Annotated in this window: 24 protein-coding genes; 18 read left to right on the top strand and 6 right to left on the bottom strand. The window is 72.3% G+C overall.

The features are described 5' to 3' along the window. Positions 1 to 436, top strand: a 436-nt coding sequence (locus IO40_RS0128285; RefSeq protein ID WP_031176377.1) for an oligopeptide/dipeptide ABC transporter ATP-binding protein, incomplete at its 5' end; no start/stop codon positions are given. Between the two features lie 8 nt (positions 437 to 444). Here the strand turns inward: IO40_RS0128285 and IO40_RS0128280 are convergent. After that, a complete protein-coding gene (locus IO40_RS0128280; protein ID WP_016469556.1) occupies positions 445 to 1461 on the bottom strand; it encodes a hypothetical protein in 1017 nt (338 codons plus the stop codon). Between the two features lie 481 nt (positions 1462 to 1942). Between IO40_RS0128280 and IO40_RS0128275 the strand changes: the two genes are divergently transcribed. From IO40_RS0128275 to IO40_RS0128255, 5 genes are all read left to right on the top strand, one after another. Further along, positions 1943 to 2980, top strand: a complete 1038-nt coding sequence (locus IO40_RS0128275) for an ABC transporter permease (protein ID WP_016469557.1) — start codon at positions 1943 to 1945, stop codon at positions 2978 to 2980. A 95-nt stretch (positions 2981 to 3075) separates the two neighbouring features. Further along, complete coding sequence (locus IO40_RS0128270) at positions 3076 to 4872, top strand: ABC transporter substrate-binding protein (RefSeq protein WP_030408471.1); 1797 nt, start codon at positions 3076 to 3078, stop codon at positions 4870 to 4872. Positions 4873 to 4989: 117 nt separating this feature from the next. Next, entirely contained in the window at positions 4990 to 5967 is a 978-nt protein-coding gene (locus IO40_RS0128265; protein ID WP_016469559.1) for an ABC transporter permease, read from the top strand. A gap of 13 nt (positions 5968 to 5980) precedes the next feature. Continuing rightward, positions 5981 to 7051 (top strand): ABC transporter ATP-binding protein, encoded by a 1071-nt coding sequence (locus tag IO40_RS0128260; protein WP_016469560.1) that lies wholly within the window; start codon positions 5981 to 5983, stop codon positions 7049 to 7051. Positions 7052 to 7074: 23 nt separating this feature from the next. Then, on the top strand, positions 7075 to 8241 hold the full coding sequence (locus IO40_RS0128255) for an ABC transporter ATP-binding protein (protein ID WP_030408469.1): 1167 nt from the start codon (positions 7075 to 7077) through the stop codon (positions 8239 to 8241). Positions 8242 to 8347: 106 nt separating this feature from the next. On the opposite strand, the gene IO40_RS0128250 is transcribed toward IO40_RS0128255, so the two are convergent. After that, positions 8348 to 10528, bottom strand: coding sequence for a S9 family peptidase (locus IO40_RS0128250; RefSeq protein ID WP_031176374.1), 2181 nt, complete (start codon positions 10526 to 10528; stop codon positions 8348 to 8350). Positions 10529 to 10805: 277 nt separating this feature from the next. Between IO40_RS0128250 and IO40_RS0128245 the strand changes: the two genes are divergently transcribed. From IO40_RS0128245 to IO40_RS0128210, 8 genes are all read left to right on the top strand, one after another. Beyond that, positions 10806 to 11000, top strand: a complete 195-nt coding sequence (locus IO40_RS0128245) for a DUF2304 family protein (RefSeq protein WP_016469563.1) — start codon at positions 10806 to 10808, stop codon at positions 10998 to 11000. 93 nt (positions 11001 to 11093) lie between these two features. Continuing rightward, entirely contained in the window at positions 11094 to 12059 is a 966-nt protein-coding gene (mshB, locus tag IO40_RS0128240; RefSeq protein WP_041968737.1) for an N-acetyl-1-D-myo-inositol-2-amino-2-deoxy-alpha-D-glucopyranoside deacetylase, read from the top strand. Continuing rightward, entirely contained in the window at positions 12056 to 12463 is a 408-nt protein-coding gene (locus IO40_RS0128235) for a DUF6113 family protein (protein ID WP_016469565.1), read from the top strand. Before mshB ends, IO40_RS0128235 begins: the two co-directional genes overlap by 4 nt. Before the next feature lie 128 nt (positions 12464 to 12591). Continuing rightward, positions 12592 to 14961: a hypothetical protein gene (locus IO40_RS0128230; RefSeq protein WP_031176372.1), complete on the top strand. Its 2370-nt coding sequence runs from the start codon at positions 12592 to 12594 to the stop codon at positions 14959 to 14961. A 163-nt stretch (positions 14962 to 15124) separates the two neighbouring features. Beyond that, complete coding sequence (locus IO40_RS0128225; protein ID WP_031176371.1) at positions 15125 to 16114, top strand: ABC transporter ATP-binding protein; 990 nt, start codon at positions 15125 to 15127, stop codon at positions 16112 to 16114. Continuing rightward, positions 16111 to 16848: an ABC transporter permease gene (locus IO40_RS0128220; RefSeq protein ID WP_016469568.1), complete on the top strand. Its 738-nt coding sequence runs from the start codon at positions 16111 to 16113 to the stop codon at positions 16846 to 16848. The genes IO40_RS0128225 and IO40_RS0128220 overlap by 4 nt, the downstream gene beginning before the upstream one ends. 199 nt (positions 16849 to 17047) lie before the next feature. Continuing rightward, positions 17048 to 18271 (top strand): sensor histidine kinase, encoded by a 1224-nt coding sequence (locus IO40_RS0128215; RefSeq protein ID WP_016469569.1) that lies wholly within the window; start codon positions 17048 to 17050, stop codon positions 18269 to 18271. After that, positions 18271 to 18882: a response regulator transcription factor gene (locus IO40_RS0128210; protein ID WP_016469570.1), complete on the top strand. Its 612-nt coding sequence runs from the start codon at positions 18271 to 18273 to the stop codon at positions 18880 to 18882. The genes IO40_RS0128215 and IO40_RS0128210 overlap by 1 nt, the downstream gene beginning before the upstream one ends. 37 nt (positions 18883 to 18919) lie before the next feature. On the opposite strand, the gene IO40_RS0128205 is transcribed toward IO40_RS0128210, so the two are convergent. Next, positions 18920 to 19834 carry a transglutaminase-like and tetratricopeptide repeat-containing protein gene (locus IO40_RS0128205; protein WP_016469571.1) on the bottom strand — a complete coding sequence of 305 codons (915 nt, stop codon included), beginning with the start codon at positions 19832 to 19834 and terminating at the stop codon, positions 18920 to 18922. Then, the gene (locus IO40_RS0128200) at positions 19821 to 20852 is read right to left on the bottom strand and encodes a GNAT family N-acetyltransferase (protein WP_016469572.1); all 1032 of its coding nucleotides are present in this window, start codon (positions 20850 to 20852) and stop codon (positions 19821 to 19823) included. The genes IO40_RS0128205 and IO40_RS0128200 overlap by 14 nt, the downstream gene beginning before the upstream one ends. 153 nt (positions 20853 to 21005) lie before the next feature. On the opposite strand from IO40_RS0128200, the gene fdxA reads away from it, so the two are divergent. Together fdxA and dapC are read left to right on the top strand one after the other, a co-directional pair. After that, on the top strand, positions 21006 to 21332 hold the full coding sequence (gene fdxA, locus IO40_RS0128195; RefSeq protein WP_016469573.1) for a ferredoxin: 327 nt from the start codon (positions 21006 to 21008) through the stop codon (positions 21330 to 21332). Positions 21333 to 21510: 178 nt separating this feature from the next. Continuing rightward, complete coding sequence (gene dapC / locus IO40_RS0128190; RefSeq protein WP_031176370.1) at positions 21511 to 22608, top strand: succinyldiaminopimelate transaminase; 1098 nt, start codon at positions 21511 to 21513, stop codon at positions 22606 to 22608. A 267-nt stretch (positions 22609 to 22875) separates the two neighbouring features. On the opposite strand, the gene IO40_RS0128185 is transcribed toward dapC, so the two are convergent. Together IO40_RS0128185 and IO40_RS0128180 are read right to left on the bottom strand one after the other, a co-directional pair. Further along, entirely contained in the window at positions 22876 to 23283 is a 408-nt protein-coding gene (locus tag IO40_RS0128185) for a hypothetical protein (RefSeq protein ID WP_016469575.1), read from the bottom strand. A gap of 308 nt (positions 23284 to 23591) precedes the next feature. Then, entirely contained in the window at positions 23592 to 24551 is a 960-nt protein-coding gene (locus tag IO40_RS0128180) for a VldE C-terminal domain-containing protein (protein ID WP_016469576.1), read from the bottom strand. Positions 24552 to 24724: 173 nt separating this feature from the next. On the opposite strand from IO40_RS0128180, the gene dapE reads away from it, so the two are divergent. Then, a complete protein-coding gene (gene dapE, locus IO40_RS0128175; protein WP_031176369.1) occupies positions 24725 to 25804 on the top strand; it encodes a succinyl-diaminopimelate desuccinylase in 1080 nt (359 codons plus the stop codon). Between the two features lie 174 nt (positions 25805 to 25978). Further along, positions 25979 to 26725 carry an LOG family protein gene (locus IO40_RS0128170; RefSeq protein WP_016469578.1) on the top strand — a complete coding sequence of 249 codons (747 nt, stop codon included), beginning with the start codon at positions 25979 to 25981 and terminating at the stop codon, positions 26723 to 26725. Positions 26726 to 26869: the final 144 nt, after the last annotated feature.

The following is a 26869-nucleotide window of genomic DNA, read 5'->3' as shown; positions in this document are numbered from 1 at the left end:
GTATCCGCACCAGTTCAGTGGTGGTCAGCGGCAGCGTATCGGGATCGCCCGGGGGCTGGCGCTGCGTCCGGAGATCATCGTCGCCGACGAGCCCGTCTCGGCGCTGGATGTGTCGGTGCAGGCGCAGGTCGTCAATCTGATGGAACGCCTCCAGGACGAATTCGGCCTCTCCTACATCTTCATCGCCCACGACCTGTCCGTCGTCCGGGAGCGGATCGTCCTGGAGGGCGATGTGCCCTCGCCGGCCAACCCGCCCTCCGGCTGCCGCTTCCGCACCCGCTGCTGGAAGGCCGAACAGCGCTGCGCGGAGGAGGAGCCTCTCCTCGCCGTGCCCGAGAACTTCACCGACACCCCCGTCGACCAGCCGCAGCGCCACCCCTCGGCCTGCCATTTCGCGGCGGAACGCGCGGCGGTGGTGCCGCCCGCGGGCGGCTGAGCAGGGCTCTACCAGGCCTGCGGCGGCGGGCCGAAGGCCGCGGAGCCGCCGGCGTGGTACTGGGGGAGGGGACGCGGGGCATGCTGCTCGCCGCGGGCGAGCGCCAGCAGGACGGCCGCACCGGCCACCACCTGGAAGAGGCTGGTGAGCACGTGCAGCTGCGCCTCGATACCGAGGTCGCCGAAGTGCTCGAAGAGGTCCGTCTTGACGCCGTAGGCGATGGCGAAGACACCGAAGGCCAGCAGCGGGGCGGTCATGATCAGGCCGAGCGGGCGGGAGAACGGGGCTCCGGACAGTGCGGCGATCCCGGCGACCAGCGCCAGGACGATCACCGCCCACTGCATCCAGCTGACGGGCGAGTCGAGCAGGCGCACGATGGCGCGTTCCCCGGTCAGCAGCCGCTCGTAGCGGTCCCAGCCGAGCTGCTGCATGCCGCGTATCTCCCAGGCGGCCATGATCGCGCCGCTGGACCCCAGCAGCAGGAAGGCGGCGACGGCGCCGCCCTTGGTGGGGCCGGCCGGTGAGGGCGGTGCGGTATCGGAGGGGAAGCCGTAGCCGAAGGCGGACGGGCCGGCCAGCTGTGCCGGGCGGCGGCCCGAGACGGCGGTGACGACGAGGACGACGCCGATGATCACGGCGGCGATGGTGCTGAAGAGCACCTGGCTGAGCAGCCCGTCGGGGACACCCTGCATCCAGTCGGCGCCCAGGTTCCACAGGCCGGGTGCGCGGACCACCACCGTCAGCACCCCGGTGCAGGCGAGTATCGCGGCGGACGAGGAGGAACGGTACGCCGTGACGGCGGTGACCGCGTACAGCAGCAGAAGCATCGGTTCGAGGAAGGAGGTGACCCACACCCCGTCCTCGGCGCGGGCGACCAGGCCCGTCCAGTTCCACCACACGTCGACGACCTCACCGGCCTTGGTGAAGTCCCTGACGATCCAGACGAGGCTGAGCAGCGCGAGCGCGGCCAGCAGTAGTGATCCGAAGACGCGCGCTCCGCGCGCGAGTGTCCTGTCCTGGCCCATTTCCGGCCCCCCGTTGATGCGTGTCGCGACTTCCCGGATCCACCCGTGTCTACCCGTGACCGCCGCCCGACAACAAGCGCGCCGACGGCCACGGGTCCGTGATCGCGGCGGCGCGCTCACCTGCGCATGCCATCCACAGTACGCCCATGGGAACTCCAAGGGTCAGCGCCGGCAGGGAAGTTGGGGCGTACGGATCTCAGAGTGGCGGCTTCGGATATCGGTGGCGGGGCGACCACGATGCGAGACCGGGAAGGGGTATACGCGGCTTTCACGGTAAAAGTCCGCCCGCCGAAAGTGATGTCAAGCACATTGCGACCTCGATCTGCGCAATCTTCGCTCAAGAAAGGCCGCCACCGCGTTCAGCTGTCCCAACACCCCTTGACTGCCGTGTAATTGGCTTGCCAAAGTCCGGCTCAACCCACCCGCATCACGCCCAACGATGAGGGTTCCGGCGAGAATTGAGCGCGGGAGCACACACGCGATGACGAGTTCTTCCCAGGCCGCGGGGGCCGGGGCCGACAACCCGGGCCCCGGTGGCGAAGCGGACCTGAGTTCTACGCGGGTCGCCAAGGACGGTGAACCCGCGGGCCGTTCGCCCGGCCAGCTCATGTGGATGCGCTTCAAGCGTGACCGCACAGGCATGATCTCGGCGTGCGTCGTGCTCGCCTTCTTCCTGATCGCCGCGCTCGCCCCGGTGATCTCCTGGCTCTACGGCAAGGACCCCTACACCAGGTACGGGCAGAACAACCCGGAGCTGCTGAACGACAACTCCTACCCGGTCAAGCCCAACGGCGGCATCGACAGTGAGTTCTGGTTCGGCCTGGAGCCGGGCCTGGGCCGGGACGTGTTCACCCAGCTGATCTACGGAATCCGCACCTCGCTGTCGCTCGCGCTGGTGGTCACCCTTCTCTCGGTGCTCACCGCCATCGTGATCGGCGTGGCCGGCGGCTACTTCGGCGGCAAGGTCGACTACTTCCTGGGCCGGTTCACCGACCTGATGATGTCCTTCCCCAACCAGCTCTTCTTCGTGGCGTTCACCCCGGTCGTCGCCGCCCTGCTGGTGGACCCGCGGGACGAGATGCCCACCTGGCTCCGCTCCTGCGTGATCATCTACGTGATGTGGCTGCTCGGCTGGATGACCCTGGCCCGCCTGCTGCGCGGCCAGACGCTGTCGCTGCGGGAACGGGAGTTCATCGAGGCCGCGCGGGTCGCCGGCACCCCGCCGGGGCGCATCGTCCGCAAGGAGCTGCTGCCGAACTTGGTCACGCCCATCCTGGTGCAGGCCACCTACATGTTGCCGAACAACGTCACCGCCATCGCGGGGCTCTCCTTCCTCGGCGTCGGCCTTCTGGAGCCCACCCCCGACTGGGGCCGGATGTTCGCCAAGGGCGCCGAGGTGTACCAGAGCGACATCACCTACATGTTCTTCCCGGGCGGAGCGATGGTGATCTTCATCCTCGCATTCAACTTGCTCGGAGACTCGGTCAGGGACGCGTTCGACCCCAAGTCGGGCCGATGACGGCCAGGCGCGACCGAGTGGTGGGGGGTGCTGCCACCCCGTGCGGCATCAGTCAGGCAGCGACGGACAACCGACAGGCAGGTGCAGAGACCACCATGAGCAGAGTGAGCATACGCACGGCGCGTGCGTCCCTCGCGGCCGTAGCCGCCGGCGCGCTGTTCCTCACCGGGTGCAGCAGCGGCGGGGGCGGCGGTGAGGGCGGGGACAAGAGCAAGGCCAAGCAGCAGGGCCAGGACGTCTCCTACACCTTCGCCGACGAGGCCGCGTCCCAGGGCCCGGCCGCCGAGGTCAAGGGGGGCCGCAAGGGCGGCACCATCAAGGTCCTCCAGCGGGACAGCTTCGCGCACCTGGACCCGGCCCAGATCTACGTCAGCGACGAGGGCTCCCTCTCCCGGCTGATCCACCGCGGGCTGACCACCTACAAGCGGGTGAGCGGCGACAAGTACCAGGTCGTGGGTGACCTGGCCACCGACAGCGGCCAGAAGTCGGACGGCGGCAGGACCTGGACCTACAAGCTCAAGGACGGCATCAAGTTCGAGGACGGCTCGGCCATCACCTCGAAGGACATCCGTCACACGATCGAGCGCACCTTCGCGCCGTTCATCACCGAGGGCCCCACCTTCGTCCAGCAGTGGCTGGCCAACACGGGCGGCACCGACTACCGGAAGCTCCTCAAGGACGGCCCCTACAAGGGCAAGCACCTGCCGGACAGCATGCTGGAGACGCCGGACGAGAAGACGATCGTCTTCCACTTCAAGGAGCCGCAGGCCGAGCTGCCCTACGCGCTGGCGATGGCGGGCTACGCGGTGGTGTCCGAGAAGAAGGACACCAAGGAGAAGTACGACAAGAAGCCGCTGTGCACCGGCCCGTACAAGATCGAGTCGTTCAAGTCGGGCAAGAGCATGAAGCTGGTGCGCAACCCCGAGTGGGACCCCAAGACGGACGCCTCGCGCAACCAGTACCCGGACGCCTTCGACATCCAGTTCGGGGTCTCCTTCGAGGACTCCACCAAGCGGCTGATGTCCGACGCGGGTGAGAACCAGACGGCCACCAGCTTCACCAACAGCGTCGACGCCTCCAGCATGCAGAAGGTCCGCACCGATCCGGAGATCAAGAAGCGGTCCGTCTCGGGCTACCAGTCGTACGTCAGCTACATGAACATCAACATGGACCGGATCAAGAACAAGAAGGTCCGGCAGGCCATCGCCTACGCGATGCCGAACCAGTCCATCGTCTCGGCGTTCGGCGGTGCCGGCGGCGGCCAGATGGCGGGCAACTACGTGAGCCCGACGCTGGTGGGCCACAAGCCGACCGACCCCTTCGGCAAGCTGAAGAACCCGCAGGGTGACGTGAAGAAGGCGGCCAAGCTGCTCAAGGAGTCCGGCAAGAAGGGCATGAAGCTCACCTTCGCCTACCAGAACGCTCCGGAGTGGCAGGAGTTCTCCGTCGCCGCGACCCAGAACCTGGAGAAGGCCGGGTTCGACGTCCAGAAGAAGGACATCATCGCGGACACGTACTACGACCAGATCGGCAAGGTCAAGAACAACTACGACATCTACCACAACTCGTGGGGTGCCGACTGGCCGAGCGCCTCGACCGTCGTCCCGAACCTCTTCGACGGGCGTCAGGTCCAAGACGGTGCGGCGAACTACTCGCACCACAAGAACCCGAAGTTCGAGAAGGAGATGGACGAGATCCGCAAGATCTCCGACCCGAACAAGGCGGCTGCGGAGTGGCAGAAGCTCGCGGACAAGATCCTCACCGAGGACGTGCCCGCGGTGCCGATGCACTACTACAAGACGATCCAGCTCTCCGGTTCGAAGATCGGCGGCGCCTACTTCGACGAGCAGCTGCACGACATCCAGCCGACGTCGCTGTACGTCAAGAAGTGACACCCCGGCGCTGAGCCGCCCGTCAGCCGCCCGGCCCGCCGGCCGGGCGGCTGAGGGCCGGTCCTTCCCCGTCCCGCACGTCTCGATACCGCTGTCGCAGGAGAGCTGCGTTCCGTCATGCTGCGATTTCTCATCCGCCGGTCGCTCGGCGCCGTGGTGATCCTGCTGATCATCAGCGCCGTCACCTTCTTCCTCTTCTACGCCGTCCCCCGGGACCCGGCGCTGCTGGCCTGCGGCAAGAACTGCACGCCGGACGCGCTCGAGGTCATCCGCAAGAACATGGGGATCGACGAACCCGTGCCGGTCCAGTACTGGCACTTCATGGTCGGCATCCTCGCCGGGCGCGAATTCGCCGCGGGCGACTGTCCCGCACCCTGCTTCGGCTACTCCTTCGCCAACCAGGACCCCGTCTGGGAGACGATCCTGGACCGGTTCCCGACCACCGTCTCGCTGACCGTCGGCGGCGCCGTGGTCTTCCTGATCATCGGACTGGGCGCCGGCATGATCGCGGCCTGGAAGAAGGGCACCCTCGTCGACAAGGCGTTCAGCTCCCTGTCGCTGGTGCTCTCCTCGATGCAGATCTACTTCATCGGGCCGCTCGTCCTGGCGCTCGTGGTCTACAACCTCAACCTGCTCGACCAGCCCAAGTACGTGCCGCTGACGGAGGACCCGGTCGGCTGGTTCACGGGGCTGCTGATCCCCTGGCTGGTCATCCAGATCATCTTCACCGCGAACTACACGCGTCTGTCGCGGTCCTCGATGATCGAACAACTCCAGGAGGACCACGTGCGGGCCGCCCGCGCCAAGGGCATGTCGGGCAAGTACGTGTTCTTCCGCTACGCCTGGCGCGGCTCGCTCATCCCCATCGTGACCATCTTCGGCGTGGACCTGGGTTCCCTCTTCGGCGGCGCGATGATCACCGAGTGGACGTTCTCACTGCCCGGACTCGGCACCCTCGCGGTCAACTCCGTCCGCAACACCGACCTGCCCATGGTCATGGGCGTGATGCTCTTCGCGGCGACCTTCATCATCCTGTTCAACATCATCGTGGACGCCGCCTACGCGTTCATCGACCCGCGCGTGCGGCTGTCCTAGGAGAACCTCCGCCATGACAACCCTGACCAAGGAAGCGGACGTGCCGGCCCCCCGCGAAGTGGACGGGAAGGACGCCTTCTTGTCGGTGCGCGACCTGTATGTGCACTTCGACACCGAGGACGGCACCGTCAAGGCCGTCGACGGGCTCTCCTTCGACGTGGAGCGCGGCCGTACCCTCGGCATCGTCGGCGAGTCCGGCTCCGGCAAGTCGGTCACCAACCTGTCGATCCTCGGTCTGCACAACCCGCGGACGACCTCCGTATCCGGCAAGATCCTGCTGGACGGCCAGGAGCTGACCGGCGCGCGCGAGAAGACGCTGGAGACGCTGCGCGGCAACAAGATGGCGATGATCTTCCAGGACGCGCTGACCGCCCTGTCGCCGTACTACACGATCGGCCGCCAGATCGCCGAGCCCTACCGCAAGCACATGGGGGTCTCCAAGCGGGAGGCGCATCTGCGGGCCGTCGAGATGCTGGACAAGGTCGGCATCCCCAACGCCAGAACCCGGGTCAACGACTATCCGCACCAGTTCTCCGGCGGTATGCGGCAGCGGGCCATGATCGCGATGGCCCTGGTGTGCAACCCGGACCTGCTGATCGCGGACGAGCCCACCACGGCGCTGGACGTCACGGTGCAGGCCCAGATCCTCGACCTGCTCAAGGACCTCCAGCAGGAGTTCGGCTCCGCGATCATCTTCATCACGCACGACCTGGGCGTCATCGCCAACGTCGCCGACGACATCCTGGTGATGTACGGCGGGCGCGCGGTCGAACGCGGCACCGTGACCGAGGTGCTGCGCTCCCCCCAGCACCCCTACACCTGGGGCCTGCTGAGCTCCATGCCCCGGCTGACGGGCGACGTGAACGAGGAACTCACCCCGATCCACGGCACCCCGCCCAGCCTGCTGTCACCGCCGCCCGGCTGCGCCTTCCACCCCCGGTGCGGCTTCGCCGACGAGGTGGCGGGCACCTCGTGCGCCACCGACCGGCCGCTGCTGCCCGCCGGGCGCGGTGCCGCCTGCCATCTGACGGCGGAGCAGCGGCGCACCCTCTTCAACGAGCAGATCAAGCCCAGGCTGAGCTAGGGCAGGCAGGGAGAAGCAGACCAATGAGCGATGACCTCACCCTGGCCGGGCGCAGCGGGGCCGAGCCGCCGCGGTCGCGGCCCGCCCGCACGGGCGAACCACTGCTGCGGGCCGAGAACCTGACCAAGCACTTCCCGATCATGGGGGGCTTCCCGTTCAAGCGGAAGGTGGGCGAGGTCCAGGCCGTTTCCGGGATCGATCTGGACGTCCACCCGGGGGAGAGCTTCGGCCTGGTCGGGGAGTCCGGCTGCGGCAAGTCGACCACGGGCCGGCTGCTGACCCGGCTGCTGGAGCCCACCGACGGGAAGATCACTTATGCGGGCCGGGACATCACCCACGCCGGCCGCAAGGAGCTGGCGCCGATCCGCTCCGAGATCCAGATGATCTTCCAGGACCCGTACTCGTCGCTCAACCCGCGGCAGACGGTCGGCGCCATCATCGGCGGCCCCATGGAGGTCAACCGGATCAATCCGCCCGGTGGCCGCGAGAAGCGCATCCGCGAACTGCTGGAGACCGTCGGTCTCAACCCCGAGCACTACAACCGCTTCCCGCACGAGTTCTCCGGCGGACAGCGCCAGCGCATCGGGGTGGCCCGGGCCCTGGCGCTGGAGCCGAAGCTGATCGTCGCCGACGAGCCGGTCTCGGCGCTGGACGTGTCCATCCAGGCGCAGGTGGTCAATCTGCTCCAGAAGGTGCAGCGCGAGATGGGCATCGCGTTCGTCTTCATCGCGCACGACCTGGCCATCGTGCGGCACTTCTCCGAGCGGGTGGCCGTGATGTACCTCGGCAAGGTCGTCGAGGTGGGGGACCGGGAGGCGATCTACAACCGTCCCCGGCACCCCTACACCCACGCGCTGCTGTCGGCCGTGCCCGAAGCGGTCCTGACCGAGGACACCGGGGGTCGGGGCGAGGCCAAGGAGCGCATCCGGCTGGCGGGCGACGTGCCCTCGCCGATCAACCCGCCCTCGGGCTGCCGCTTCCGCACCCGGTGCTGGAAGGCGCAGGACAAGTGCGCGACGACGGAGCCGCCGCTGGTGCAGATAGCCGGCAACACGGCCGGCCATCTGACGGCCTGCCACTTCCCGGAGGACCCGACCACGGCAGCCCGCGGTGAGGACATCGTGATGGACAAGGCCCTCCGCGAGATGGAGGACGCCGCACCCGCGGACGACACCGCCAAGACCGCCTGAGAGGGGTCCTGCCGGCCGCCGTACCGCGCCGGGGGCCGGCACCGGACCTGCGGCCTCCGGGCCCCCGCGTGACGGCGGCGGCCCGGAGGCCCGGGGAAGCGGCCTCTCAGCCGGTGACCCCGAGCGACCGCTTCAGGAAACCGACCTGGAGCAGCAGCAGGTTCTCCGCGACGGTGGCGTCGCTGGCCATGTGCGTGACCCCGGACAGCGGCAGCACCTCGTGCTGCCGCCCCGCGGCCAGCAGCGCGGACGACAACCGCAGTGCGTGCGCGACCACGACGTTGTCGTCGGCCAGCCCGTGGACGATCATCAGCGGCCGGTGCGGCGCGTCCTCGGGCACCCCCGACAGCCCCTCATCGGTGATCAGCGAGGACTCCGCGTAGACCTCGGGGTCCGCCTCGGGGGTGCCGCAGTAGCGCTCGGTGTAGTGGGTGTCGTACAGCCGCCAGTCCGTCACGGGCGCGCCCGCGACGGCGGCGTGGAAGACGTCGGGGCGCCGCAGCACCGCGAGGGCCGCCAGGTAACCGCCGTACGACCAGCCCCGGATGCCGACCCGGGTCAGGTCGAGGGGGAACTCCCCGGCCAGCGACCGCAGCGCCTCCACCTGGTCGTCGAGGGTGACGGGGGCCAGCCGGTGCGCGACGGCCTTCTCCCAGGCGGGGCTGTGCCCGGGGGTGCCGCGCCCGTCCGCGGTGACCACGGCGAAGCCCTGGTCGGCGAACCACTGGGCGGTCAGGTGCGCGTTGTGCGCCGCGACGACCCGCTGCCCGTGCGGACCGCCGTAGGGGTCCATCAGGACGGGCAGCGGACCGTCGGACTCCGTGTAGCCGGTGGGCAGGACGACGGCGGCCGGAATACGGCGCTCGCCCGTGTGCAGCAGCCGGGGTGCGCAGGAGAGCACGGGCCGTTCGGCGTACGAGGCGATGGTGCCGGTCCGCGTGGGGCGGTCGCCGTCGTGGCGCAGCACCACCGCCTCGGCCCCGGGGCGGCCCAGGGTCGCGGTGGAGAGCACCAGGGTGTCGCCGCCCCGCTGCGCGGACGCCACGTGCGGAGCCTCCTCCTGGGCGATCCGCGCCACCTCGCCGCCGCCCAGGGGCACCCGGTAGACGCCGATGTCTCCCGGTGTGCGGCGTTCGGCGGGCTGTCCGCCGTCGCCGGGCGAGGCGGTGAAGAGGATGTCCCCGTCGCCGATGTCCAGCACGGCCCGCACATGGAGGTCTGCGGTCGTGAGCCGCTGTGCGCCCGCCATGAGCACTCGTGCGCTCTTCCCGTCGGGTGCCGTCTCCGGCCCCTCGTCGACGATCCGCACCAGGCTTCCGTCCGGCGCCCAGGCCGGGACACCGGCGAAGAGTTCCAGCCAGATTCGATCTTTCTCGGTGAGTGTGACGGAAGTCGCACCAGTGGCCACGTCGACGCTCAGATACGCGACTTCACGCTGGTCGCGGCTTTGCACCAGCAGCAGCGGCGGACCGGCCGCCGACCAGTGGACGCGGGCCAGGTACGGGTGGCGCTCGCGGTCCCACACCACCTCGGTGCGGCTGCCGTCGAGACCGAGCAGATACAGGCTGACCTCGGCATTCGGCGTGCCGGCCGCCGGATAGGCGACCCGCGCCGGCTCCGCCTGCGGACGGGCCGGGTCGGCGATGGTCCAGCGGTGCACGGGGGCGTCGTCGACCCGGGCGGCCAGCAGCCGGTCCGAGTCGGGCGACCACCAGTAGCCCCGGGTGCGGGACATCTCCTCGGCGGCGATGAACTCCGCCAGCCCCCAGGTGACCGTCCCGCTCTCCGGTTCGGCCAGTGCCCGGTCGTCCTCGCCCGAGGCGGTGACCACCCGCAGGGCGCCCCGCGCCACATAGGCGAGGTGCCGTCCGTCGGGGGAGGGGCGGGGGTCGACGACGGGCGTGGGCGTGGCCAGTTCGCGGGCGGCCCCGTCGAGGAGATCGGCGACGAAGAGCCGCCCCGAAAGAGCGAAACCGGCCGTCCTCACGCATCTGTCGGTGGCATATCCGACGATGCCGGCCGTGCCCTCGCGGCTGCGCTCCCGGCGTGCGCGCTCCTCGGCGGACAGTTCCTCGGCCGCTCCGCCGAGGAGCGCCGCCGGATCGGCCGCGATCCGCTCCTTGCCGTCGGCCACGTCCTGCACCCAGAGGAGATGTTCCAGGTCAGTGCCGCTTCGGGAGCGAAGGAAGGCGACTCGTGAGCCGTCCGGGGCGACCGTGAACGACCTCGGGGCACCAAGTGTGAATCTATGGGTAGAGGCGTGCTGCTGCGGGAAAGTCCAAGCCATGCGGCCGACCGTACTGCGCCCGAGCCGGGCTGTGATCCGCTCCGGCTGCCCGCCCGGGGGAAGGCCCCCTCCCGGCGCGTGTGGCTGGAACTGAATATGCGCCCCTCGTCTGCACCTGTGCACCGAGCCGTGCGGTGGCCCGGATAATTATGATCCGTTGCGCATGGTGAGTGCTGGGTATGAAGCCGGTGGCTCCTCCATGCCGGAGGCGCGCTGCCGTGTCCGTGTGACCCGTACCGATCCCGAACCGACCGTGCGTACTTGGAGGTGAACCGCCGTGGCACTCTCGATTTCGGCGGTGGTGCTGCTGGCGATCATCGTCTTCCTGCTCGTCAGGAAATCCGGGCTCAAGACCGGACACGCGGTGATCTGCGTGCTGTTGGGCTTCTACCTCGCCAGTTCGTCGGTCGCTCCCACGATCACGGACCTGACCTCCAACGTCGCCGGAATGATCGGGCAGCTCAAGTTCTGACCCCCGCACCACCCGCCGCGCTGCCCGCGCATCCACCCCTCCTTCACCCCGGCGCCTCGGCGTGCCCTGCCGCACCCGTCGTAGGCTCGGGGCATGACCGCTGCGTTTCCTCCGGGGGCGGCCCCCGGCACCCCGGCCGCCCCCCGACGCCGTCTGCTGCTGGTGCACGCCCACCCGGACGACGAGTCGATCACCACCGGCGCCACCATGGCCGCCTACGCGGCACAGGGCGCACACGTCACCCTCGTCACCTGCACCCTGGGCGAGGAGGGCGAGGTCATCCCGGACGGCCTGGCACACCTGGCCCCCGACCAGGACGACACCCTGGGCCGGCACCGCGTCGGTGAACTGTCCGCCGCCATGCGCGCGTTGGGCGTCACCGACCACCGCTTCCTGGGCGGGCCCGGCCGCTACCGCGACTCCGGCATGATGGGCGCCGCCACCAACGACCGCCCCGGCTGCTTCTGGCAGGCCGACCTGGACGAGGCCGCACGCCTGCTGGCCGCCGTCGTGCGCGAGGTACGCCCCCAGGTCGTCGTCACCTACGGACCGGACGGCGGATACGGCCACCCCGACCACATCAAGGCCCACCGCGTCACCATGCGCGCCGTGGAACTGGCCGCCCAGGAGAGCGGACGCGGCGGCAAGGAGCCGTACGCGGTGCAGCGCGTCTACTGGAACGTCGTCCCCCGCCCCGTCCTGGAGGAGGGCTTCGCGCGGCTGCACGCCGCCGCGGCCGACGGGGAGATCTTCCCCTTCCCCGGCTTCCCGGGCGAGACGGGCTTCGCCCGGCCCGACGACGTGCCCGGAGTGGTGGACAGCGCGGACGAGGTCGACGTCACCGTGGACGCCCGCGCCCACCTGCCGGCCAAGACCGCGGCCATGGCCGCCCACGAGACGCAGATCTCCGTCCGTGAGACCTCCCGCGGCCCCTTCTTCGCCCTCTCCAACGGCCTCGGCCAGCCGCTGCTGGGCACCGAGTACTTCCAGCGCGCCGACCGGGACGGCCGCTCGGGGCCCGAAGGCCACGACGACCTGTTCGCGGGGGTGACGGAATGAGCACGGCCGACGCGCGGGCCGTACCGGGCCGTTGGCCGCACAGCCGCGCCGCCCGGGGCGCGGTGTACGCGGCGCTGGTCGTGCTCGGCGCGCTCACCGGAGCGGCCGGAACGCTGGTCCAGGGTGGCTGGTTCCCGCTGGGACTGCTGCTCGCACTCGCCGCGGCTGTCGGACTCTTCCGCGGCGGCGGCATACTGTGCCGCACCAAAGGGGGCACGGTGGCGCCGGCCGCCGGATGGGTGGCGGCAGTCCTGCTGATGATGCCCGCACGGCCCGAGGGCGACATCCTCTTCAGTGCCGGCATCTCCAGCTACGTCTACCTGCTCGGCGGAATGCTGGCGGCTGTGATGCTTACCACCCTCGCACTGTCCTCGCCTCCCGTTCCCGGACACAACAACCGCTGAGGGGGCCGTCCGCGGGACGATTCGGTGGTCGCGGGGTCCGGGGCCGGGTGCCCCAGTACAGTGGTGCGCGCCGGCGAGCCGCCTTCGGGCCAACGGGAAGACGGCGAATCCAACCGGGAGTACCTGTTTTGAGTCGTGAAACTGACAGTTCGTCCTCCGGGCCGAAGAGGCGCGGCGGTTCGGCGTACCCCTCGGGGACGGAGCCGTACGGCACCTCGGCCTCCGGGACGGACCAGGACGGCCGGACCTCGGCGACGGCCGCCGGAGCCAAACCGGACGAGCCGAAGACGGAGACGACGCTCACCACCCGTATCCGCATCAACATCCCCGGATCGCGGCCCATTCCGCCCGTGGTGATGCGCACCCCGGTGAGCGACGAGAACGACGGCGGCAAGCCCGGCAGAGCGGAGAAGGGCACCGCCAAGGGAGCCAAGGGCGCGGGGGCCACTCCCGACCTGAGCGCCGGCAAGCGCGCCACCGGACCGGCCGCGGTGTCCCCGCTCGGCAGCGGCAACGGCACGGCACCGGGCGGCACCTCGCCGGCCGCCCCGGCCTCCCCGGCGTCCGCTGCCCCCACGGCACCGGCGCAGTCTCCCGCCGCCGGGGGCGCCGGCGCGGCCGACGGCGGCGCGGGGAAGCCGTCCGGCGGCGGCTCGGCCGCGGCTTCCGCGGCCGGTTCCTCCGGCGGCGAGGAGAAGTTCACCCAGCCGACCAGCGACTGGTTCGCCCCGCGCAAGCCGCCGCGGAGCACCACCAGCACCCCGGGGACGTCCAACACCCCCTCGGCCCGGCCCTCGTCGGCCTCGGCGCCGTCCGCGCCCGGTGGCGACGGCGGCCCCGCACAGGGCCCCGAGGCCACGGGGACGCACAGCGTGCCGGGTGCGCCGGGCGCCGGGGCGCCGTACGCGGGCGGCAGCGGACTGACCGACACCCCCGTCGAGGGCGTGCCCCGGATCGACCCCGGCGGCCCCGCCGGGCCCACCACGGGCCCCGTCACGGGTGACATGACCGTGCCCGGCTCCGGCCCGCTGGCCGCCCCTGGCGACGGGCCGGGGCCGGGCAGCCGCCCCGAGGGGTACGACGACTCGCCCACCGGCACCCACGCGGCACCCGGCCAGGACGTGCCCGGAGCCCCCGTGGCCCCCGGCGCCGGTTCCGCCTCCGGCGCCTCCGGTCTCGACGCGTTCGACCGGGGCCCCGGCAGCACGCCTCCGCAGGGCACCCCGGTCGTGCCGGGGCCCGGCCGGCCGGATGCGGGGCAGGACGAGCCGGCCGTCAGCTCGACCCTCGGCCTGGGCACCGGCCCCGTCACCATCCCGCCGCGAGGCGGGACCGGTCCGGACGCGACCCGGCCCGGCGGCACGGGGAGCCCCGGTGGCGGCGCCGCGCGGATGTCGAGCGACACCATGGTCAGCGGCGTGCCGCAGGCCGGACCCGACAGCGGACCCGGCACCCCGGCGTCCGGCCCGTCGGCGGCGGCGCCGGCGCCCAGCGGCGCGAAGGGCGCCAAGGGCGGGAAGCCGGCCGCGAAGAAGCGCGGGCGCTCCAAGCCGGCCCTGCTCGGCATCGGTGTCGTCGTCGTCCTCGGCGTCGCCTACGGCACCGGGCTGCTGCTCGACCACGCGGACGTGCCCAAGGGCACCACCGTCCTCGGTGTCGAGATCGGCGGACTGACCAAGCACGAGGCCGTCAACAAGCTGGACGCCGCGCTGGGTGAGCGCACCGAGCAGCCGTTCAAGATCCGCACGGACGCCGGCAGCACCGAGCTGAAGCCGGCCGTGGCGGGCATTACCTTCGACACCGAGGGCACCGTGCGGCAGGCCGCCGGCCGCGACTACAACCCGGTCTCGGTCATCGGCTCCCTCTTCGGGCAGGGCCGCGAGGCCGAGCCGGCGATCAAGGTGGACGACGCCAAGGTGCGGGCCGCCCTCAAGCCGGTGCTGTCCGGGACGGAGACGAAGTCGCCGTCCGAGGGCATGGTGAAGTTCACCGGCGGCAAGCCGGTGGCCGTCAAGGGCTCGCCGCACAAGGTCGTGGACGTCGACAAGGCGCCCGCGGCCCTGGAGAAGGCGTTCAAGGAGCGTGCCGCCACCGGCCGGAACGAGCCGGTGAGGCTGCCCGGCACCACCAGCAGGCCGAAGGTGACCGACGCGCAGCTGAAGGAGGCGGTGAACGGTTTCGGCCGCACCGCGATGTCCGGCTGGGTCTGGCTGAAGGCGGGCGACGTGGAGGTGCCCTTCAGCCAGAAGACCATCGGGACGTTCCTGACGATGCGCCCGGCCGGTGACAGCGGCACGCTGCAACCGGTCATCGACGTCGAGAAGTTGCAGCAGACCTACGGGTCGGCGTTCGACAACGTGGTGATAGAGGGCGGCGCGGGCACCGTCAAGATGACGCCGAAGCACGCAGCCGCCGCCATGGTGGACGCGCTGCGCAAGAAGGCGCCGGCCGAGCCGGCGAAGCGTGTCGCCGAGGTCCCGGGGTCCGTCTCCCGCTGAGCGGCCGGCCGGACCGGAGACGAGGGGCGCCCCGCACGCGCGGGGCGCCCCTCGTCGCCTGCCGGCACCACGGGTGTCACCCGCGCGGTGTGACATCTGTCAGCCGCAGGTCACGACCGACGGCACTGCCGCGCGGGCCGGTGCGGCGGCCAGGCTTGGGGGCATGAAGACGACCCCCACCACGGCACCGGCCGTCGAGTTCACCTCGGCCGGCAAGACCTACGGCACGGTCCGCGCACTGGACGGGCTGACCGTCAGCCTGTACCCCGGAGAGACCGTCGCCCTGCTCGGCCCCAACGGCGCCGGCAAGTCCACCACGCTCGACCTGCTGCTGGGGCTGCGCACCCCGGACGCCGGCGGACAGGTGCGGCTGTTCGGCACCACACCGCGGCAGGCCGTCACCGACGGGCGGGTCGGCGCGATGCTCCAGTCCGGCGGGCTGATGGAGGGCGTGCGGGTCCGGGAGATCGTCTCCCTGGCGTGCGACCTCCACCCGCGCGGCTACCCCGTCGAGCAGGTGCTGGAGACCGCGGGGCTCACCGGGATCGCGGAGCGCACCGTCGACAAGCTCTCCGGGGGCCAGGAGCAGCGGGTGCGGTTCGCGCTCGCGACGGCGGGCGACAGCGACCTGCTGGTGCTGGACGAGCCCACCACCGGAATGGACGTCACCGCGCGGCGCGCGTTCTGGTCGGCGATGCGCGCCCAGGCCGCACAGGGCCGCACCGTCCTGTTCGCCACGCACTACCTGGAAGAGGCGGACAAGGTCGCCGACCGGGTGCTCGTCCTGCACCGCGGACGGCTGCTCGCCGACGGCAGCGCCGCCGAGATCAAGGCCATGGCGGGGGTCCGCAGGGTCGGCTTCACGCTCGACGCGGTACCCGACGGGGTCCTGGAGGCCCAACTGCGCGCGCTCCCCGGGGTGACGGGAACCGAACTGGCCGGCGCCGTCGTGCGGATGCGCTCCTCGGACGCCGACGCCACCGTGCACGCCCTCTACGCGCTGGGGCTCTACCCGCGCGACCTGGAAGTCACCGGCCTGGGGCTGGAGCAGGCGTTCGTCACCCTCACCTCCCGCGCCGAACAGCAGGGCGCCCAAGCCGCCCGTCCCGCCGGGACGGACCAGCACACCGAGAAGAAGGCGGCCACCAAGTGAAGACGCTCGTCAAACTGGAGATCACGCGCTCGCTGCGCAACAAGAAGTTCATGTTCTTCTCGGTGGTCTACCCGTCCCTGCTCTACCTGCTCATCGCCGGCCGGGACGCCGGGGCGCGGATACCGGGCCTGGCCATCGACATGAAGCTGTACTACATGGTCGCCATGGCCGCCTTCGGCGCGATCACGGCCGTCCTGATCGGCAACAGCGAGCGCATCGCCAAGGAGCGCGAGGCCGGCTGGGTGCGGCAACTGCGGCTGACGGCGCTGCCGGGGCGCGGCTACGTCACCGCGAAGATCGCCTCGGCGGCCACCGTCAGCCTGCCCGCCATCCTCCTCGTCCTGCTCACCGGCGCCCTGGTGATGGGGGTGCGGATGGCGGCGTGGCAGTGGGCCGCGGTGGCCCTGTGCTCGTGGGCGGGCAGCTTCGTGTTCGCCGCGCTGGGCGTGGCCATCGGCTATCTGGCGACCGGCGACGCGGTGCGGCCGATCACCATGCTGTGCTACTTCGGCCTGTCGTTCACCGGCGGACTGTGGCTGCCCTCCTTCATGCTGCCCGACTGGGTGCGGAACGTCGGCGAGTGGCTGCCCACCCACGCCTACGCCGCGCTCGGGCAGGCCGTGGAGGCCGGGCACGCACCTCACCTGGGCGATGCGGCGCTGCTGCTGGCCTATCTCGTCCTCTTCGCCTCCGCGGCGGCCTGGCTCTACCGCAGGGACACCCGCACGGCGTGATCCCCGCCCACCGCACGGGGGCGGCGCGCCGCGCGGGCGAGGCGGCGGACGTAGGAGACTCGTGACGTGTACGGGACGCACGCCGTGCACGGGACGGCACGAGCGCGCGTGAGACGGCACGGGACCGCATGAGACCTTACGGGAGTGCGACGAGACCGCACGAGAGCACATGAGTACGCACCAGACGAGGAGCACGGGGATGGCCGGGACCCGACAGGGAGCCGGGGGCGCGGCCTCGGCGGCGGAACCGGGCCCGGCGCTGTGGGAGCCGGACACGGGCCGGCTCCCCGCCATCACGGAAGCCGCGCAGACCCGGCGCCAGAAGCTGACCAAGGCCCTCTTCATCGCCGTGTGGATGATCTTCCTGGGCGGGCCCCTGGAGGACCTGTTCTCGGGCCGTCTGGGCACCGCGGGGACGGTGTGGGGCGCCGTCGGTCTCGCCGCGTTCGTCGGCACGTACTTCGCGCTCGTCTTCCGGCACACGCGCACACCGCTGCCCGGCCGCACCGTGTACACCCTGCTCGTCCTGCTCTACGCCCTGGCCTGGGCCCTCTCGCTGACCGAGGGCACCGACTGGCTGGTGCTCTTCGTGTACGTCGTCGTCGCCTCGTGCGCCGTCCTGCCGGCGGGACGCGCCGTGGCGGCCATGGCCGCCTGCGTGCTGGCGCTGGCGGCCATCGGCACCGGATTCGGCACCCGTCCCTGGTGGGGCGTGTGGACCTCGTTCGTGATCCCCGCCCTGCTGGGCGGGTTCGCACTGATGTCCGCCCGCAAGACGGTGCGCACCATGCGGGAGCTGCGGGAGGCCCGCGCCGTGGTCGCCGAGCTCGCGGCCAGCGAGGAACGGCTGCGCCTCGCCCGCGACCTGCACGACCTGCTGGGACACTCGCTGTCCCTGATCACCCTCAAGAGCGAGCTGGCCGGCCGGATGCTGCCGGACCACCCAGAGCGCGCCGCCGAACAGGTCGCCGACATCGAACGGGTCAGCAGGCAGGCCCTGGTGGACGTCCGCGAGGCCGTCAGCGGGTACCGCCGGCCCACCCTCGCCGTCGAACTCGCCGGCGCCCGCACCGCCCTGGAGACCGCCGGCATCGCCGCCGACCTGCCGCCGCGGCCCCCCGCCGTCGAGCTGGCGCCCGAGCACGAGGGAGTCCTGGCCTGGGCGCTGCGCGAGGCCGTCACCAACGTGGTGCGGCACAGCGCGGCCGGCCGCTGCACGGTCACCCTCCAGCCGCCCGCCGACGACCCGGCGGCCCTGCGGCTGACCGTCGCGGACGACGGCAAGGGACCCTCCGGCAACGGGGAGGGAAACGGGCTGAGCGGGCTGCGCGAACGCCTCGCCGAGTGCGGCGGCACCCTCACCACCACGGCCGGCCCCGAAGGGGGCTTCATGCTGCGGGCCACGGTGCCCTCAGTACCCTGATGCGCGTGATCAGACTGCTGCTGGCCGAGGACCAGGTGATGGTCCGCGAGGCGCTGGCCGCGCTGCTCGGGCTGGAGCCGGACATCGAGGTCGCCGCCCAGGTCGGCCGGGGCGACGAGGTGCTGGACGCGGTCGCCGCACACCAGCCGGACGTGGCGCTCCTCGACATCGAGATGCCGGGACAGACGGGACTCGACGCCCTCGAAGGGCTCCGGGGAGCACACCCGACGCTGAAGGTCGTCATCCTCACCACGTTCGGCCGCCCCGGCTATCTGCGCCGTGCCATGGAGGCCGGCGCCGACGCCTTCCTCGTCAAGGACGCCCCCGCCGCCGAGCTCGCCGACGCGGTGCGCCGGGTGCTGGCCGGCGAACGCGTCATCGACCCGGGGCTGGCCGCCGCCGCCCTCGCGCAGGGCGCCAGCCCGCTGACCGACCGGGAACGGGACGTGCTCGGCGCGGCCCGCGAGGGGGCGGGCAACGCCGAGATCGCGGAGGCGCTGCACCTGTCGCACGGCACCGTCCGCAACTACCTGTCCACCGCCATCCGGAAGACCGGCGCCCGCAACCGCGCCGAGGCCGTACGCATCGCCCGCGACAAGGGCTGGTTGTGACCGGCCGCGTGCCGCACGGCTGATCCGGTCCCGTACGTCAGTTCAGCCGCGCGCGGGCGGCGCGGGCCGCTCTGCGGATGTTCTCCGCCGCGTTCGGCTCCATGGCCGCCACCACGTCGGCGTACTCCTCCATCTCCCGCGCCCCGCCCACGAAGTCGCCGCGCTCCACCAGCAGTTGCGCCCGCTCGAAGCGGAGCGTGCCCGGGTGGTGCGGCAGCAGCAGCGACAGCTCGACGGCCCACAGCCGCACCCCCGTCTGTTCGGGGCGCCGCCCGGCCCAGGCCCGGATGTTGTTGAGGACGCGCAGCACCGTCTCCAGCGGCCCGGCGGGCTGGAGCGAGGCGGCCGACAGCGGTGCCCCGCCGGTGGCGCCGGCCACCAGCGCGGACAGCTCCTCCTCACCGAGCGGGGTGCCCCCGCCGAACGGGTCGGCCAGCACATGGTCGCCGCCCGGGTCGCCGAAGCCGACGACGAAGTGCCCGGGCAGCGCCACCCCGTACACGGGGGCACCGGCGCGCCGCGCCACCTCCGTCCAGACGACCGCCAGCAGGATCGGCAGCCCGCGCCGCCGGCGCAGCACCCGCGGCAGCAGCGAGGACTCCAGCCGCTGGTAGTCGGAGGCGGCGCCGCGGAAGCCGAGCCGGTCGCCCAGCAGCTTCTCCAGGGCGCGTGCCCACTGCCGCGGGGTGCGTCCCCGCTCGTAGGGCAACATCCCGGCGAGCCGGTCGAGTTCGGCCTGCCCCTCGTCCACCAGCCGGTCGGCCGCCGTGTACTCCTCCTGCCCGGCCGTGCCGTCCTGTGCGCCGTTCCGGGCGCCGGTGCCGTGCCGTGCCGCCTCGGCGCCGATCAGCAGGCACAGCAGTGCCAGATCGGGGCGGGGCTCGCGCGCCGCCTCGGCGAACCGGCGGCGCAGCGCGTCCTCGTACGGCACCGGCGCCTCACCGCCCGTCATCCGGGCCGCTTCCCGCCGCCGGGACGTGGGGGCGGCGCAGATAGTGGTAGGCGTGGTGGTCGGCGAAGCCCAGCTTGTCGTAGAGCGCGCGGGCGGGCGCGTTGTCCCGCTCGACCTGGAGGTAGGCGGCCGAGGCGCCCTCGGCGAGCGCGGCCCGCGCCAGCTCGCCCATCACCGCCTGGGCGAGCCCCTGCCGCCGGTGCGCGGCGGCCACCTCCACGGCGGCGAACCCGGCCCAGCGGCCGTCCACCACGCACCGTCCGATCGCGGCGGCCCGGCCCTCGTCGTCCGGCACCGTGGCGAACCACACCGAGGGACCGCCGCCGAGCACCGCCCTCGCCGCCTGCGTCAGCTCACCCTCGCCGGCCCGGTGGTAGAGCCCGGCCCACCGCGCATCGAGCTGACGGTGCAGCAGCACCCGTGCGTCCGGGGCACGGTCGGCGAGCGGGGCCAGCGCACCGACCCGCACCACCGCGTGCTTCTCCGGAAGCCAGCCCAGGTCCCGCAGGCGGGCGTCCAGCAGCGCCTGCTCGTCCACCACGATCTGCATCCGCGCGGGCACCCCGCGGCCGGCGTACCAGGCGGCGACCTCCTCCAGCGCCTGGTCCAGCGGCACCCCCGGCTCGCCCAGCGCCAGCACCGAGTTCGCGCGCGCGGTGAACCCTCCGGCGGCGCGCAGCGTCCAGCCGCCCAGCCGCCGCGACTCCTGCGGCGGCCAGCCCCTGGCCGCCACGGTCTGCAGCTCCGTCACGTCCGCCGCGGGAAGTCCCCGGCGGCGGGCGGGTGTGGGCGGTACGACCTTTCCAGCGACCATCGACGCCTCCTCGATCTCCACCTGCCCACCATCGCGGCGCGTGATCCTGAGCACGCCCCCGGTCCAGGATGTGAGAATGCCCAGCGTGTCCGTGAACCGCCCATGCCGCTCCCCAGCACCGGTAAGCGACCGCACCGACACGCGTTTGCCCACGTCGGAAGGGGTGACGCGGACCTCCAGGCGTCCGCCCGTGGTGAATTCCACAGCTGTATCCGCCCCTCCTGTTCGTCTTGTGTCCTGGAACGGAGATACTAGGTGTGGGCATCGCCGCCGTCCGAAGCGAAAGAGCGCTCCCGCGCGCCCGTGGCGGACCCGGGCAGCACCGGCCCGCCAGCCCTAACGAGGAGGAACGACAGCGTGACGTACGTCATCGCGGAGCCTTGCGTCGACCTTAAGGACAAGGCTTGCATCGAGGAGTGCCCCGTCGACTGCATCTACGAGGGCCAGCGGTCCTTGTACATCCACCCGGACGAGTGCGTCGACTGCGGTGCCTGCGAGCCCGTCTGCCCGGTCGAGGCCATCTTCTACGAGGATGACACTCCGGAGGAGTGGAAGGACTACTACAAGGCGAACGTCGAATTCTTCGACGACCTCGGCTCGCCCGGCGGCGCCAGCAAGCTCGGCCTGATCGAGAAGGACCACCCGCTCATCGCCGCGCTTCCCCCGCAGGAACACGACGAGTGAGCCACCACGAGTGAACGACGAGTGAGCCACCCCCTGTGACTCCTCGGCAGTCCCGTACGGCGATCCCCGTGTCCGCCGTACGGGACTGCGGCGTTTTCCGAGCCGTACCGCGCACAGCCGCTCACCGCCGCGTCCCGCCGGTGGCGCGCCGCACGGACAGCCCAAGAAAGTGAGCCCCATGCCCTCCCTCTCCGACCGTCTCCCCACCTTCCCCTGGGACCGGCTCGAACCGTGCAAAGCCACCGCCGCGGCACACCCCGACGGCATCGTCGACCTGTCCGTGGGCACCCCCGTCGACCCGGTGCCGGAGCTGATCCGGCGTGCGCTCACCGACGCCGCCGACACCCCCGGCTACCCCACCGTGTGGGGCACCCAGGCGCTGCGGGACGCGCTCACCGGCTGGTGCGAGCGGCGGCTGGGCGCGCGCGGGATCACCGACCGCAATGTGCTGCCCGTCGTCGGCTCCAAGGAGCTGGTCGCCTGGCTGCCGACCCAGCTCGGCCTCGGCCCCGGCGACCGGGTGGCCTTCCCCCGGCTCGCGTACCCGACCTACGAGGTGGGGGCGCGGCTTGCGGGCGCCGAGTACGTCGCCTACGACGACCCGACCGAGCTGGACCCCGACGGGCTGTCCCTGCTGTGGCTCAACTCGCCGTCCAACCCCACCGGACAGGTGCTGCCCCGCGAGAAGCTCCGCGAGGTCGTCGCCTGGGCCCGCGCCCACGGAGTGCTCGTCTTCAGTGACGAGTGCTACCTCGAACTCGGCTGGGACGCCGACCCGGTCTCCGTCCTCGACCAGGACGTGTGCGGCGGCAGCTTCGAGGGCGTCGTGGCCGTGCACTCCCTCTCCAAGCGCTCGAACCTCGCCGGGTACCGTGCCGCGTTCGTCGCCGGTGACGCCGCCGTGCTGGGCGACCTGCTCCAGATCCGCAAGCACGGCGGCATGATGACGCCCGCACCCGTGCAGGCGGCCACCGTCGCCGCCCTCGGCGACGACACTCACGTGGCCGAGCAGCGGGAACGCTACCGGGCGCGGCGGACCGCCCTGCGCGGGGCGCTGGAGGCCGCCGGCTTCCGCATCGACCACAGCGAGGCGTCCTTGTACCTGTGGGCGACCCGCGACGAGCCGTGCTGGGACACGGTCGCCGCGCTGGCCGAACGGGGCATCCTCGTGGCACCCGGCGACTTCTACGGTCCGGCCGGCGCACGGCACGTGCGGGTGGCGCTCACCGCCACCGACGAGCGCGTCACGGCGGCGGTGCGGCGCCTGAAGGACTGAAAAGAGCGGACCGTTCCCCGCCCTGCCGGGGAACGGTTCCGCACATGCGAAGGGCCGCCCGCACCGTGAGGGTGCGGGCGGCCCTTCGCGCGCCTGAGGGGCGCGGGCGCCGGCCCCGCGGGAGCTCGGGGCGGCGCCCTTCGGGAGCCGCGCGGGCCGTGGGCCCGCGGCGGTGGCCTGCCGGACTGTCAGGGGAGGGGGTCCCTGTGCCGGTCCGGCCGCGACGGCACCGGCCGCCTGTCGGGGCGGGCCGGCTCGCGGGCGGGCTCAGCGGATCGGGAGGCCGCCCAGGTTGCCGGTGGAGGGCAGGCCCTTGCCGGTGGCGGAGGTGGCCGTGTCACCGACGAGCCCGCCGGCCTGGCCGGCGGTGTTGCCCGCGAGGTTCTGCGCGGCCGGGATGACGGTCTTGCCGGTGTTGCCGACGGCCTTGCCGGCGGCGGGCAGGGTCTTGGCGACCGCGTTGCCACCGGCCTTGCCGGCCATCCCGGTGGTGCCGCGGGCCGCCTTGTCCACCGTGTTGCCGAGGCTCTCCCCGTCCAGGTTGCTGACACCGCCCAGGGGGGACGCGGGCAGTTCCACGGCGCTCGCGGCACCAGCGGCACCGATGACGGTGGCAGCGCCGGCCGCGGTGAGCAGCGCGGTGCGGGCGATCCGGCGCGTGAGGGGGTGGGACATGGTGCTCCTTCGGCGGAGAGGTGTTCTTGGCCTGTCAGCCGGGGGCGCCCGGCCGGACGCTGTGCCTATCGGGCCGGACGCCGTGGAGGTTGCGGTCTTCCCAGGTAAAGGATTGGCAATCCAGGTTTGCCGCGTGAACCCGCAAACTGGGCATTTACCGCAGGGAGTTGTCCTGTCCGCGCAGCGCCGGAAAGCGGCTCGGCCAGGCATGTTCGTACCCCGCCGTTCACTCCTGGCAGGGACCGCCGCGCGAGGGACGCGGTATGCGCCGGGTGGACCGGCTTCCCTCCCGCGGGGGAGCGGTGGCACTAGTGACCGGCGGCCGGCAGCAGATCGACGGGGCCGCCCGGCGCAGTCCCGCCCTTGGCTTCGAAGCCGGCACCCGGGGCGCCGGCCCGGCGCCAGCCCTCCGACGCACGGTCGGCCTGCCACACCCGGCCGTCGTAGGAGATCCGGTCGATGCGCAGCGCCTCGGCGTTGGCGACCGCCCAGTGGGCCAGTTCCCAGCCCGCGCGGCGGTCGTGGGCCGGAACGGAGACGGTGCGCGCTGCCCGGGCGTGCGCCGCGGGCCCGGCGCCGGCGCCGGGCGCGTGCGGGGCGCCGGCGGAGGGGCCGCCGGCGGCGGAACGGGTGTGCACCGTGCCGCTGCCCTCGGCCAGCACGTCCCGGCCGAACTCCCGCACCAGCCGCTCGCGTACCTGTCGCGGCTCGCCCGGCCTGTCCCGGTCGCGGGTGCCCGTCGTGCAGTTGAGCGCGGCTGCGGCGTGGCCGGTGAGGGCGGCCGTGAGCAGCGCCGCGTTCTTCTCGTGCCTGGCGTAGGCCCGGGGGTAGCCGCTGCGCTGCACGCGCTGGGCGGCGACGGTCACCGGCAGCCGCTCGTAGCCGGGAACCTTCACCAGATGGTCGTAGAACCTGCCCGCCGAGTAGACCGGGTCCTGGATCTGCGCGGCGGTGCCCCAGCCCTGCGAAGGACGCTGCTGGAAGAGCCCGACCGAATCCCGGTCCCCGTGCGGGACGTTGCGCAGATGGGACTCCTGCATCGCGGTGGCCAGCGCTGTGGTCACCGCAGCCTCCGGGAGCCCGCGCCGGGAGGCGACGGCCGCGATGGTGGCGGCGTTCGCCGCCTGCTCGGGCTTGAGCGAGTACTCGGACGGCTCCCGGGCCGCGGCGGAACCGGTGGCCCGTACGGTGCACACCGAACCGTCCTGTCCGGTCAGTCCGCGCACCACCGCGTAGGCGACGACGGCGAGCAGCACCGCGCAGGCCACGACCGTCCGTGACGTCCTGCCGCGGTCCCCGGTACGGGATGCGCGGCCCGCCGTCCCCGCGGCGCTGTCGGGTCCTGAGTGGTGCACGGCACCCAAGGTAACGGCCGGGTGCGCCGAGCCGGTGGGAGCGGGGCGCACGGCGCGCTGCCCGCCCGGCGCCGTAGGGTGGCCCCATGACCGACAGCGCACTCGACCTGCGACAGGACGCCGCCCGGCTCACCGCGCGGCTGGTGGACTTCCCCTCCGAGAGCGGCAACGAGAAAGCCCTCGCGGACGCCGTCGAGAAGGCGCTGTCAAACCTGCCGCACCTGCGGGTGGACCGGCACGGGAACAACGTCGTGGCCCGTACCGAGCTGGGCCGCGCCGAGCGGGTGATCCTGGCAGGGCACATCGACACCGTGCCCATCGCCGACAACGTGCCCTCCCGGCTGGACGAGGACGGCTTCCTGTGGGGCTGCGGCACCAGTGACATGAAGGCGGGCGTCGCCGTGCAGCTGCGCATCGCGGCGACCGTGCCGGAGCCCAACCGCGATCTGACCTTCGTCTTCTACGACAACGAGGAGGTCGCCGCCCACCTCAACGGCCTCGGCCACCTCGCCGAGGCCCACCCCGACTGGCTGGCCGGTGACTTCGCCGTGCTGCTGGAGCCCTCCGAGGGGCAGGTCGAGGGCGGCTGCCAGGGCACCCTGCGGGTCCAGCTGCGCACCTGGGGCACGCGTGCGCACTCGGCGCGCGGCTGGATGGGCGCCAACGCCATCCACGCGGCCGGCCCGGTGCTGGAGCGGCTGGCCTCCTACGAGCCGCGGCGGCCGGTGATCGACGGCCTGGAGTACCGCGAGGGGCTCAACGCGGTACGGATCGAGGGCGGCGTCGCCGGCAACGTCATCCCCGACGAGTGCACCGTCACCGTCAACTTCCGCTACGCGCCGGACCGCGGCGAACAGGAGGCGTTCGACCACGTGCGCGAGGTCTTCGCGGGCTGCGGAGTGGTGGACATGGAGGTGGACGACAGCTCCCCGGGTGCGCTGCCGGGGCTCTCCCACCCGGCGGCCCGCGCCTTCCTGGCCGCGGTGGGCGGCGAGCCGCGGCCCAAGTACGGATGGACCGACGTGTCCCGGTTCAGCGCTCTGGGCGTGCCCGCCGTCAACTACGGCCCGGGTGACCCGAATCTCGCCCACAAGAGGGACGAGCGGGTCGAGGTGGCGCTCATCGGCCACTGCGAGGAGCGGCTGCGGCGCTGGCTCACCGACTGAGCGGCCGGCCGGTCCGCCGGTCCGTGTGTACCGCGGACCGGTGCGTGCGGGACGGTGGCCCGCGTCGTCTGCCGGCCGGCTGCCGTCCGTCCGCCCGCAGCGTGGTTTCCCGACGGCCGTCGCCGCCGTCCGCATACCCTGAACCGAAAGATCGCAGGCGGAAGGAGACGGTAGATGACGGACAAGGCCGGCTGGGAGCCGAAGGAGCAGCGGCTGGGCCCCGTCGTACGGCGTCGCGACCAGGTGCGTCCGGGGACCACCGACCAGCGGCTGCTGGACACCGCAGGCCCCTCCGACTTCGTCCACCAGGACCCCTGGCGGGTGATGCGCATCCAGTCCGAGTTCGTGGAGGGCTTCGGCACCCTGGCCGAACTCGGCCCCGCCATCAGCGTCTTCGGCTCGGCCCGCACCCCTGTTGACGCGCCCGAGTACGACAAGGGCGTACGCCTCGGCAAGGCACTGGCCGAGGCGGGCTTCGCCGTCATCACCGGCGGCGGCCCCGGCGCGATGGAAGCCGCCAACAAGGGCGCGCTGGAGGCGGGCGGCACCTCCGTGGGGCTCGGCATCGAGCTGCCCTTCGAGCAGGGCATGAACCCGTACGTCGACATCGGCATCAACTTCCGGTACTTCTTCGTGCGGAAGACGATGTTCGTCAAGTACGCCAGCGGGTTCGTCGTCCTGCCGGGCGGACTGGGCACGCTGGACGAGCTGTTCGAGGCCCTGACCCTCGTGCAGACGCAGAAGGTGACCCGCTTCCCGATCGTGCTGTTCGGCACCGCCTACTGGCAGGGCCTCCTCGACTGGGTACGCGACTCGGTCGTCGCCGGCGGCAAGGCGTCCGAGCGCGACATGGAGCTCTTCCACGTCACCGACGACATCGACGAGGCGGTCACGCTGGTCACCAAGGAGGTCGGCGGCTAGGCCGTGCCGTGCCGGGCAGGCGCCCCGGCCCGTCTCGCCAGGGGCGCGGGCAGCCGCGCGACCAGCCACCGGCCGCACGCCACCCGCAGCCCGTGAGCCCTGGGGAGGGGCACCCCCTCACCGGAACGGCACGGAGGCCCGGCA

Source organism: Streptomyces albus subsp. albus (assembly GCF_000725885.1).
In the GTDB taxonomy this organism is placed as follows: Bacteria; Actinomycetota; Actinomycetes; order Streptomycetales; family Streptomycetaceae; genus Streptomyces; species Streptomyces albus.
Note: the sequence above shows the minus strand (reverse complement) of the source record. Positions and strands in the feature narration are given on the sequence as shown.